This is a genomic window from Flavobacterium sp. 90, assembly GCF_004339525.1.
Lineage (GTDB): Bacteria > Bacteroidota > Bacteroidia > Flavobacteriales > Flavobacteriaceae > Flavobacterium.
This window is the reverse complement of the sequence record NZ_SMGE01000001.1, coordinates 716,851-728,978: the sequence shown is the minus strand read 5'-3', so window position 1 is coordinate 728,978 and position 12,128 is coordinate 716,851. Positions and strand designations below refer to the sequence as shown.

Here is a 12,128-nt window from a genome sequence, read left to right as displayed (position 1 = left end):
GATAAAAACTTTACAACCAAACAACTATTAAACTAAACAAAAAAACCAATGAAAATGATGTTAAAATTAAAATTTGCAATAATCACATTGCTAATAATTGGCAGTCAGAGTGTGATGGCACAAACAAAGACCGTACAGGGGGTAATTACCGATCCCTCTGGATTTCCTTTACCTGGTGCGAGCGTTAATGTAGAAGGGTCAAAAAACAGTGCGTCAACGGATTTTGACGGTAAATACTCTTTAAAAGGAGTTAACCCTACAGACAAAATAACATTCTCTTATGTAGGCTTAGTTTCACAAACAATTACTGTTGGTACCAGAGCAACAATTGATGTTGTATTAGCATTATCTACACAAAGCTTAAGTGAAGTTGTAGTCGCTTATGGTACTCAAAAAAGAGCCAAGGTAACCGGGGCAATTTCAACAGTAAGTTCAAAAGATATTGCCGCTGTTCCTATTACGAATGCAGAATCGGCTTTGCAAGGACGCGCCGCAGGTGTTACTGTTGTAAATGGTGCACCGGGTTCAAGTCCTACTGTTAGTATTCGTGGTTTATCTACAATGGGTAACAGTGCTCCATTGTACGTAATTGATGGAGTTTTAACAGGTAACCTTTCAGGATTAAGTCCTAATGATATTGAGAGTATATCAGTTTTAAAAGATGCTTCTACTACTGCATTATATGGTTCAAAAGCTTTTAATGGAGTAATTGTGGTTACGACTAAAAAAGGGAAAAAAGGTCCGGGACAGCTAAATTTTAGTACGTATGTAGGTGGACAAACGGTTACAAAAAGATATGATGTGTTAAATACACAGCAATATTTGCAATATGCCAAAGACTTAGGAAGTGATTTAACAGCAAGAGCCGCTGAATTTGGAAATATAAATACCAATTGGCAGGATCAGATTTTTCAAACTGGTCTTATGCAGGATTATAATCTAAGTTTTTCAAATGGTACAGAGACTTCTACAAGCCGTTATTCTGCCGAATATATGAAACAAGAAGGTGCTATTATTAACACCGGTTTTGAACGTTATTCTTTTAGAGCTAATAATACGCAGGATATTGGAAAACTTAGAGTAGGAAGCAATATCGGTGTATCTTTCAGTACTACTAATCCGGAGCGTAGTTCAGGAGGTAGAACATTATTAGAGCATGCTATTAAAATGGCACCTTATTTCCCTATTTACAATACAAATAATTTAGGAGGATATCAAGGTCCTAGCGCTGTTGATGGTAACGATGCAGAAAATCCTGTGCGTGTAGCCAATTTGGGTTATCAAAAAATTAACGGATTATCTATAATCGGAAACATCTTTGCTGAACTGGAACTTTACAAAGGTTTAAAATTCAGATCACAAGTTTCTTTAGATTATTATACAAGTAAGGATCATACTTTTATTCCTAGTTTTCAGGATGGTTCTTATCATAAACAAGCATTTTCTACAACAAATGAAACAAATGGACAAGGTCAGACTATTGTCTTTGATAACAGCTTAACGTATAAAACGACTATTGCAGGAAAACATAATCTTGAAGTATTAGGAGTTATTACTAAAATTGATGGAAAATCTCAAACTTTAGCAGCAGGAAGCCGTTACAGTATTTCAGATGACATAGATCAGTTGCGATATAATGAAGGTAGTTTAGGTTCGGCTAATTATGTAGAAAAAAATATTGGTTATATCGCCCGTATCAATTACGATTATAATGATAAATATCTGCTTGCTGTTTCAGGACGTAGAGATGCTTCGTCTCGTTTTGGAGCCAATAATCGCTGGGGTAACTTCTATTCAGTTGCAGTAGGTTGGAACATTGCTAAAGAAGATTTTATGGAAAATTCTGTTTTCAGTACATTAAAACTTAGAGCAAGTACAGGAACAACAGGAAATGACAGGATTGATAACTATCAATATAGTGCAACATTAATTGCAAATTATAATTATCCAATTGGTGGAGCAAATGCGCCTGGTGTATCTTTAGGAGTTGCTTCAAACCCAAATTTGAAATGGGAGTCAAAACTAGACAGAAATATAGGTTTAGATTTTGGTTTATTTGAGGATAAATTCACAGGTTCTTTTGAATATTTCAATAATAAAAGTAGTGATATTCTTTTTGCAGTGCCCCTTCCTGCTTCTGTAGGATCTGCGGGTGGCGGAACTCAAATTCAAAATATTGCAGATGTAAAAGTAAGCGGATTTGAAATATCATTAGGTTACAATGACAGAAAGGGAGATTTTACATGGTCTGCTGTAGCTAATTTAGGAACAAGTAAAAACGAAGTAACCGCTTTAGCGCCTGGAGTAACAAGTGTTTTAGGCGGTCCAACACCCAGAGCTGGTCTTGAAAACTTTTCCAGATTAGAAGTAGGTCAGCCGTTATTCTATTTTTATGGATATCAAACCAATGGAATTTATCAAAATCAGGCAGAAGTAGATGCTGTTTTTGGACCAGGTCAAACAACGATCAAACCAGGAGATATTAAAATTGTTGATCGTGATGGTAATAAAGTAATTAATTCAAATGATAAAACAAATATTGGGAATCCATATCCGGATTTTACTTATGGTTTAAATCTTAGTGCAGCTTACAAAAATTTCGATTTTAACTGTTTTATAACCGGAGTTCAGGGGAACGATATTTACAACGCAAATACTTTTGACCTAAAAGGGATGAATCGTTTGTTTAATGCCAGTACTGCTGTATTAGACAGAGCAATTGTTGTAAATGGTGTTGTAACAAATCCATCTGCAACTTTACCAAGAGCACAAGGAGCAGATATCAACTGGTCGTCTGCAAACCAGCGTTATATTGAAGATGGATCATATACAAGATTAAAAAATGTAGCCTTAGGATACACATTTTCAGGAGATGCATTTAAGGCTTATTTCTCAAAAATAAGATTCTATGTAAGCGGGCAAAATTTAGTAACAATTACGAAATATGACGGTTTAGATCCTGAGATTGCACGTGCAGATGCCAATGCAAATTCTGCAGGTATTGATTTAGGAAGATATCCACAACCAAAATCTGTGATTTTTGGACTTGATGTTACATTTTAATTTATAAAAGATAATGAGAAAAATAAAATATATACTTATAGTGCTGTCCGGAGTTTTAACTATAACTTCATGTGACACTGGTGAATTAGAATTAACTAATCCCAACACTTTATCACCTGAAACCTTCTTTAAAACCGAAGCGCAGGTACAATCTTCTGTAAATGCATCTTATGCAGGTCTACAGACAAGAGGACTTTACGGAAGAAATTTTTCTTTTGCAATGGATTTAATGGCTCATGATGCTTTGGGAAACCCACAATTAGAAGGAAACAAAAAGCCATTTCAGGATTTTTCTTTTAATGGAGGAAATGATATTATTCAATATTATTGGGAAGCTTGTTATATAGGAATATCCAGAGCTAATTTTGTACTGGATAATGAGGCGAAAATAAATGCTCTTGCAAACTCTGTTTTATCACAAGAGAAAAAGAATAAATATTTAGGAGAAGCTCATTTTTTAAGAGCTTACTATTACTTTCTTTTAGTGAAGCGATTTGGAGATTTACCAATTTATAAAACAGGAACTATTGTTGGCAAAGGAAGAAGTCCTAAGGCAGAAGTTTATGCCTTAATTGAAGAGGATCTTGTATTTGCAACTAAAAATCTTTTGCCAAGAACAACAGAATCTGCAGGAAGAGCTAATAAAGAAGCAGCTTTTGCCTATTTGGGAAAAGTATTGTTATATGAAAAAAAATATGATGAAGCTTTAGTTGCTTTTAATGGCGTTACCGGATTCAGTCTTGAAGATAAAGGCAGTTTTTACAACAACTTTATGGCAGAAACAGAACACGGTAAAGAATCCATTTTTGAGATTGAGTTTGACGAGAAAAACGGAACAGGTGATCAATGGGGTGCAGCTGGTGATAGCCAGGGAACTGGTTTTGAAGAGTCTACACTTAGAGGACAGGAATATGGTAACTTAAGTTGGTATAACGTGTATCCGTCAGATGATTTGTTAGATTCGTATGAAGTAGGGGATGATCGTTTTGGAGATACTTTTTATGTACCAGGCTCAACTTATTTAAAAGGAACCAAGGTAATGGTGGCAAGTAATTTTACGACTTCTGCAGGTATTAGAAGAGCAGGCTGGAAAAAATATCAAAACTACTACATAAGAGAAGATGAAGCGACACGCTCAAGTATCAACTTCAAAGTGATGCGTTACGCAGATGTATTGCTTATGAAAGCCGAATGTGAAAACCAAAGAGCAGGAGGTTCACAAACTACGGCAATTGCATATATTAAAGAAGTTAGAGACAGAGCCAATTTAGCAACTAACATTACGGCTACAAAAGATGCTGTTTTTACTGCAATTGTACATGAACGTAAAGTAGAGTTTGCTGGTGAGCAAAGTCGTTTTGATGATGTTATAAGATGGGGAATTGCTGCTACAGAATTAGCAGGAACTGGTTTTCAAACTGGTAAAAGTGAGTTATGGCCAATACCAAACAGAGAGACATCTTCAAATCCTAATATAAAACCAAGTGATAATAATCCTGGTTACTAAAAATTAAAATTTGGTAAGTTTGAGTTAAGTTAGTAATTGACAAAGAGCGCATTGTAAAATGCGCTCTTTGTTTTTTTAGTAAGTACAGAGATGCTTTAAGTTTGACGAATTTATAATCTAACAGCTTAAATTATTGATGGTTGAGATGCTTACTGAAATTTTTATAATGGCAAATCCCAATCTGTGTAAATATCGATTCTTTCATAATAGATCGTTATTTGTATTTTGTGCTGTTAGGCACTAAATCTTGGTAGAAAAGATGAATTGGAATAATTTAGCGTGCCGTAGGTGCGCAATGGCTATTGTTTTGTCGCGTACCTACGGGACGCCAAAAAAAATGGAATCTAATGACTACCAATATTTAGTACCTAAAGGCACATTTTTTTGTACCGTCAGGTACTAAATATTGGTAGAAAAAAACATGAATTGGAGTAATCCAGCGTGCCGTAGGTACGCAATGGCTATCGTTTTGTTGCGTACCTACGGCACGCCAATATATTTGGAATCTAATGACTACCAATATTTAGTACCTAAAGGCACATTTTAACCATTGATTTCCATTGTTTAGTTTAATCTGTAAAGCTTAATTATATAGATATATCACAATATAGTATCACGTTTTTAAAACTAGATAAAACGAGAAATTCATTGATTCTAAAAAGTTTCAATTGATGATAAGTTCTTTCAACTTTTGACTTTACGACTTTCGACTTTATGACTTAAATTCCTCTTCTTTCTTTTAAATCTGTTTCGATCTGAATTTCCATTTTTTTATCTATTACATAAAAGCATAAAAGAACTGCACTTATAATAAATATAAAGCCAGGATAAATACTAACAGAAAGTTTAATTCCTTCTACTGCTGCCGGAACCTGATTAACTTCTTCGGCTACATAGCCATATTTAGAGAGAAAAGCTGCGCCTAATGCACTGCCAATACTAATTCCGATTTTTAGTCCGAAAATCATTGCCGAAAAAACAGTAGCAGTCGCTCTTCGATTGTTTCTCCATTCACTGTAATCAGCCACATCAGCAATCATTGCCCATAACAACGGAATTGTTATTCCGTAAATAAATCCATGTATTAATTGGGTTATAAAAACAATTGCAATAGCTGTTCTGCTGTAAAAATTAAATAGCAGCAAACTAAGAGCAGATAGGAAAATAAAACAGATGTAAATATTTCTTTTACCAAAAGAATCCGCAAGAGGTTTTGAAAACATAATTCCAAAGATCATGAAAGTAATTCCTCCGGCATTAAAAAGACTAAATGCAGATGTTGGAGCGTCTTTTGGCCACTGAAAATCTACAAATCCCATTGCTGTTAAAGAGTTGTTCAGTCTGTCAATAAATGTCGTAAAACCAATATCATTCAGGAAAACAGTTTGTGCAGCCGGATCTAAATAATATTTAAAGTAGAAAACATACATTCCGCCCTTTAAGGATAAAGTTATAAAAACAAGAATAGTAACCAGCACCATAACCAGCCAAGGTCCGTTTTTAGACAAATCGATAAAGTCCTGTTTAACCGATGATTCCTGATTCTTTGTGGGAATGATTCTTTCTTTGGTCGAAAAAAAAGCAATTAGTAAACAAATGACGCCAACAAAGGCAAATAACAGCATCGTATTTTTAAAACCAACCGCTTTATCTCCATTTCCTAAAATTAAAACTAAAGGCAACAGAAGTGATTGAATTATAAATTGAGCGACCATTACAGCAACAAATCGATAGGAGGAAAGGCTGTTTCGTTCTTTCATATCGCCTGTTAAAACACCGCTTAAAGCAACATAAGGTAAATTGTTTGCCGAATAAAGTATCACTAAAAAAAAGTACGTTAATAGTGCGTAAGCAATCTTGCCTGATATTCCGAAATCCGGAGTAAGAAAAGAGAGAACTGCAGCAATTCCAAAAGGTAAAGCAGTCCATAATATCCAGGGTCTGAATTTTCCCCATTTAGTTTGAGTACGATCAGCAATAACCCCCATAATGATATTAAAAAAAGCACCGATAAAACCTCCCGTAAAGATAATTACACTTGCTGTACCGGCCGGAATTTTATAAACGTCGGTGTAAAAGAAAGCTAAAAAAGTCAGCAAAGTCTGGAAAATTAAATTTGCTGCAAAATCTCCTAAACCGTAACCTATTTTTTCTAATACAGAAAGCTTTTGCGATGTATCACTCATAAATTTATTAATTGCTTTTACCTGTTTTTATCCGCTTTTTTAATTTGGAATTGCTTTTTAAAGTATTCTTTTTTAATAAAAACAGAGCACTTCTTTTTTACTGCATTTTAACAGAATGTGAAATGTAAAAATAGTGTGAAAGTTGAAAATAAGATTATCATTTTTGAAGCCTAAAATATCATATTTGAAGCACAATTGGTTTCAGTGAAACGATTGAATCTATATTGCTACTTGAATTTCCTAATTTAGAAAAAAAGTAAATTCAAATTGCTCTTCTCACTTTTTAATTTACGGGTATAATCGTCTTAAGTACGTATCTAAAAAATAATTGCATTTTAAATAATTAAAGAGTTAAATGGCTTCTCAATTTAATAGATTCATGCTTTTTTTAAGAATTTAGGCTAACGGTTGTTTTAGCTTCCTTTTTTATAGATTTTCCCCTCTTTATTTCCTTTATATGTCACTAAAAATAGCCTTTTATTGTTGGTTCGTTATTTTTACGAGTTCTTTAAGAAAAATGAATTAGCGCTTTCAATTTTGTAATTTTTATTTCGGGACTACTTATTGTATTGTTTATTGTTTAATTTTTTAGCTATAAAAATAATTATAATGTTTTATTTAAGGCTTGTTTTTATGTAATCAGTAATAAAATATAATACAACCGATTGCGTATTGATTGTTTTTATTTATATTTGTAATAAATACACTTATTATTAAGGCTTGGTTTATAGAATTAAAATCTATAGTGTTTGAAATTATAATTATCAGAAAATAAAGTATTTAAAGAATCTGAATTGAAATTATGTTAGTTAGTTTTTTAAAAAGCCGAAGTTGAAATTGGTTTCGGCTTTTTACTTCCAAAATCACAACGAATCATAAAGACACTTCTTCTGATTATAACCAGACTCTCAAATTGTTTCGAGATAGAAAAAAAATAAAATTATGAAGTTGAAAATTATTTTATTGACCTTTTTTGTTTTTGGCTTATGCAATGTTTGGTCACAACAAATGCAATTAGAATCGCCTAATAAAAAAATCGCGATCACTTTGCATGGCACAAATAATAATAAGGGAGAATGGGATCTTAAAATAAAGTATCAGACAGATAAAAATACAACTGAAATACTTCCAAAAGTAAGCTTAGGGCTTTCAAGAAATGATCAGGATTTTTTTAATGAACTTATTCTCTTAAAAGTAAGTAAACCAAAAGTGATAAAAGAACATTATGAATTGCCATTTGGTAAAAAGTCGTTACGTGAAAATACTGCCAATGAAGTAACTATTTGTTTTGAAAATCCGAATAAAGCGAAACTGAATATTATTATAAGAGCATATAATGATGGAGTTACATTTCGATATGAATTTCCGGAAAAAAAAGGTTCCTATATAATTAAGGATGAATTTACGGCTTATCAAATACCAAAAGAAAGTAAACGATGGTTAGAAAAATGGAATCCGGCAAATGAAGGTTTATATGCTTCTTCCAGCGATGATAAAATACTTCAGCAAGAATGGTGTTATCCGGCATTGTTTAATTCAGCAGATAAATCATGCTGGTTTTTATTGCATGAAGCCGATTTGAACCGCAGTTATTGCGGTACAAAATTGAGTAATACAAAAGATGTCAATACATACAAGCTTACTTTTCCTGATGCACAAGATGCCAGAGGAACCGGCGAATCAAAACCTGCTATTTCGCTTCCGTGGCAATCTCCGTGGAGAGTAATTGCAATAGGAAGTTTGTCTGATATTGTCGAAAATACTTTAATCGAAGATGTTTCAACTCCAACTGCTTTTAAAACTACACAATGGATAAAACCGGGGAAAGTTTCCTGGAATTACTGGTCAAGTAATCACGGAACTAAAGATTATAAAGTTATATGCGATTTTACAGATTTGGCTGTAAACATGAATTGGCCTTACACACTTTTAGACTGGGAATGGGATACGATGGCAAATGGCGGAAATCTGGAAGACGCTTTAAAATACATTCATTCAAAAGGAATAAAACCTTTGATGTGGTACAATTCAGGAGGAGATCATACATGGGTTTCTTCGACTCCAAAAGATCGAATGCTGACTCATAAAAACAGAGTTGAAGAGTTTACAAAACTTAAAAAACTTGGTGTTGCCGGAGTTAAAGTTGACTTTTTTGAAAGCGAAAAACAAGACATGATCAACTATTATATTGATATTCTTGAAGATGCGGCGCAATTTGAAATGCTGGTATATTTTCACGGCTGCCTTGTACCGCGCGGTTGGTCACGCACGTATCCAAATCTAATGACTTACGAAGCTGTTCGCGGTGCCGAATGGTATAATAACGGACCTGAATTTTCGACCACAGCGCCAGAGCATAATACGATTTTGCCTTTTACAAGAAACGTAGTCGGAGCAATGGATTATACGCCCGTTACGTTTACCAATTCTCAATTTCCACATCAAACTTCTTATGGGCATGAACTGGCTCTTTCCGTAGTTTTTGAATCTCCTTTGCAACATTTCGCAGACCGTCCGGAGGGATATTATGAATTACCTGATGAAGCTAAAACTTTCCTTAAAGAAGTGCCTACAACATGGGATAATACAAAGCTTATTGACGGATATCCGGGTCAGGAAATAACGATGGCACGCCAAAAAGGAAATGCTTGGTATGTTGGAGGCATAAGTGCGTCTCAACGTGAAGAAATAACAAAAAAAATCAAACTGGATTTTTTACAGAAAGGCGTTAATTATCGTGCTATTATTATTGCCGATGGTAAACACGATAAAAAATTTGATTCGCAGAATATAGAAGTTAATAAGGAGAGTATTATTGCTGTAAAATTGCTTCGCAGAGGAGGTTTTGTGGTTTCATTAATTCCAATAGAGTAATTGAAATTCCTATAAGCTGGAATGAAAAAAATCAGGCGATAAAAATTAAATCAAAAATTAAATCTAAAATTCAAGTGAAATAAAATGAATTAAAAAGAGCATTCCCTAACTATAAAACCAAACCAAAAAAACAAGTAATGAAAAACCAAACCAAAATTTTATTTTTAATAATATGCTGTTTATCAGTAATTAAAATAGAAGCACAAAATCCTATAATCAAAGATATTTTTACTGCAGATCCGGCTCCTCTTGTACATAATGGCACATTGTATTTATACACGGGACACGATGTAGCAACTCCGGAAGATACTAATTACAAAATGGCAGACTGGCACGTGTTTTCTACAACAAACATGAAAGACTGGAAAGATCATGGAGCAGCACTTTCACCAAGTACCTTTTCGTGGGCTACCGGTGACGCTTATGCAGCGCAATGTGTTGAGAGAGACGGAAAATTTTATTGGTTTGTTTCTACATTTCATAAAAAAGATGCCGTAAGCGGTGGCGGCGCAGCGATTGGTGTAGCGGTTTCAGACAGTCCGACAGGTCCTTTTAAAGATGCAATTGGAAAAGCGCTCATCATAAATGAAATGACAACAGATATGAAAATTGCCTGGGACGATATTGACCCAACCGTATTTGTTGACGATGATGGACAAGCTTATATGTTTTGGGGAAATGGAAGCTGTAAATGGGTAAAACTTAAAAAGAACATGACAGAACTGGACGGACCAATTACCACTTTTATACCTAAAAATTATATCGAAGGACCTTGGGTTTACAAAAGAAAAGGACTGTATTATTTAGTATACGCCAGTGCAGGTACAAAACCGGAAATGATAGAATACTGTACAGCCAAAACGATAACAGGTCCGTGGATTTATCAGGGAATTATTCAGGAAAATGTACAAAATAGTTTTACCACACATCCGGGAATTATCGACTATAAAGGAAAATCATACTTTTTTTATCATAACGGAAGTCTACCAACAGGCGGGAGTTACAGACGTTCAATTTGTGTAGATGATATGCATTATAATAAAGATGGAACCATTCAGAAAATAGTACAAACTACAGAAGGTGTACGTAAGATTAAATAAAAAAAGGATCTCAGTTTAATTTTTCCAATCAAAAGACTGAGTAGGTTTAGAATGCACATTTTTTTTATTAACGAATAAAAAGATAAACATGATTATTCATAAAAATGCGACAAGCGAATACTTGGTCAGAATCCGACTTTTAATACTGATTCTTGCCTTGATTGTTCCGGTTCTTGGCTTTAGCCAAAATAAAAAGAAAACAGAAAAAGCAGAACTTGGAAAACCACAATACCGCAATCTTTTTGCAGAAGCGGGCTATAGCCAAATTGAAATAGACAAGAAATTAGCAAAAGCATATTATGATGTTTTTGAAGGACCAGACAAAGTTTATTTTGAAGAAGGAGATTCACTAGGATATGTTTCTGATGTTAAAAATAAAGATGCTCGTACCGAAGGAATGTCATACGGAATGATGGTTGCCGTTCAGTTCAATAAAAAGGAAGTTTTTGATCGTATTTGGCGATGGTCTGTAAAATATATGCAGCATCAGGAGGGACCAAGAGAAGGTTATTTTGCCTGGAGCGTGAATCCGGTGACTAAAAAACAAAATTCCGCAGGTTCTGCTTCAGATGGAGAATTGTATTATATCACCAGTCTTCTTTTTGCCTCTAATAAATGGGGAAATGCAACAGGAATAGATTACTACAAAGAAGCCAGAAGAATATTAGATGCCATGTGGAAAAAAGATGGAACTGCTAATGTCCACAATATTATAAACACAGAACATAAGCAAATTTCTTTTGTGCCGGAAGGCGTTGGTTATAATTGGACAGATCCTTCGTATCATGTTCCTGCATTTTATGAAATATGGGCATTGTATGCAAAAGACGGACACGAGCAATTTTATAAAGAATGTGCGGAAGTTTCCCGTAATTTTTTGCATAAAGCTTGTCATCCTGTAACAGGTTTAACTTCAGATTATGCTGAGTTTAGCGGAGAACCTCATCCTACACCGTGGCTTCCTCCTGCGTTTCGTTACGATTCATGGCGCGTTCCTATGAATATTGCGATGGATTATACGTGGTACGGAAAAGATAAAAAATGGCAGGAAGATTATGCGAAGAGATTTCAAAATTTCCTTAGATCTAAAGGATTAGATGCCTATGAAGATCAATTTAATCTGGATGGTTCTACACCTGATTTTATTCTTCAGGCGGGACCAGTCAAAAAACTAAGACATTCTATTGGGTTGGTTTCAACAGCGGCAACAGCATCGTTAGTAAATCCCGATAAAAACAGTATCGATTTTGTTCACGCTGTCTGGAATGCGAAACTTGAACCTTATGATGACGGTTATTTTGATCCGTATTATGATGGATTAATGTATCTCTTTAGTCTAATGCATCTCAGCGGAAATTACAAGATTATAGCCGTAGAACGTTAATCAGATTTTAAATC

The 12,128-nt window shown here is 34.4% G+C and carries 6 protein-coding genes; 5 read left to right on the top strand and 1 reads right to left on the bottom strand.

The genetic code is table 11. The features are described 5' to 3' along the window. Positions 1 to 48 precede the first annotated feature (48 nt). Both C8C83_RS03010 and C8C83_RS03005 read left to right on the top strand, forming a co-directional pair. The gene (locus tag C8C83_RS03010; RefSeq protein ID WP_243653110.1) at positions 49 to 3,063 is read left to right on the top strand and encodes a TonB-dependent receptor; all 3,015 of its coding nucleotides are present in this window, start codon (positions 49 to 51) and stop codon (positions 3,061 to 3,063) included. A gap of 13 nt (positions 3,064 to 3,076) precedes the next feature. Continuing rightward, positions 3,077 to 4,570: a RagB/SusD family nutrient uptake outer membrane protein gene (locus C8C83_RS03005; RefSeq protein WP_121326373.1), complete on the top strand. Its 1,494-nt coding sequence runs from the start codon at positions 3,077 to 3,079 to the stop codon at positions 4,568 to 4,570. Between the two features lie 719 nt (positions 4,571 to 5,289). On the opposite strand, the gene C8C83_RS03000 is transcribed toward C8C83_RS03005, so the two are convergent. Continuing rightward, positions 5,290 to 6,756 carry an MFS transporter gene (locus tag C8C83_RS03000; RefSeq protein ID WP_121326372.1) on the bottom strand — a complete coding sequence of 489 codons (1,467 nt, stop codon included), beginning with the start codon at positions 6,754 to 6,756 and terminating at the stop codon, positions 5,290 to 5,292. Between the two features lie 942 nt (positions 6,757 to 7,698). On the opposite strand from C8C83_RS03000, the gene C8C83_RS02995 reads away from it, so the two are divergent. The 3 genes from C8C83_RS02995 (at position 7,699) to C8C83_RS02985 (ending at position 12,114) form a co-directional block, all read left to right on the top strand. Then, positions 7,699 to 9,630 carry a glycoside hydrolase family 97 protein gene (locus C8C83_RS02995; RefSeq protein ID WP_121326371.1) on the top strand — a complete coding sequence of 644 codons (1,932 nt, stop codon included), beginning with the start codon at positions 7,699 to 7,701 and terminating at the stop codon, positions 9,628 to 9,630. A 137-nt stretch (positions 9,631 to 9,767) separates the two neighbouring features. Further along, complete coding sequence (locus tag C8C83_RS02990; RefSeq protein ID WP_121326370.1) at positions 9,768 to 10,730, top strand: glycoside hydrolase family 43 protein; 963 nt, start codon at positions 9,768 to 9,770, stop codon at positions 10,728 to 10,730. An 88-nt stretch (positions 10,731 to 10,818) separates the two neighbouring features. Next, a complete protein-coding gene (locus C8C83_RS02985; protein ID WP_121326369.1) occupies positions 10,819 to 12,114 on the top strand; it encodes a glycosyl hydrolase family 8 in 1,296 nt (431 codons plus the stop codon). Positions 12,115 to 12,128 lie beyond the last annotated feature (14 nt).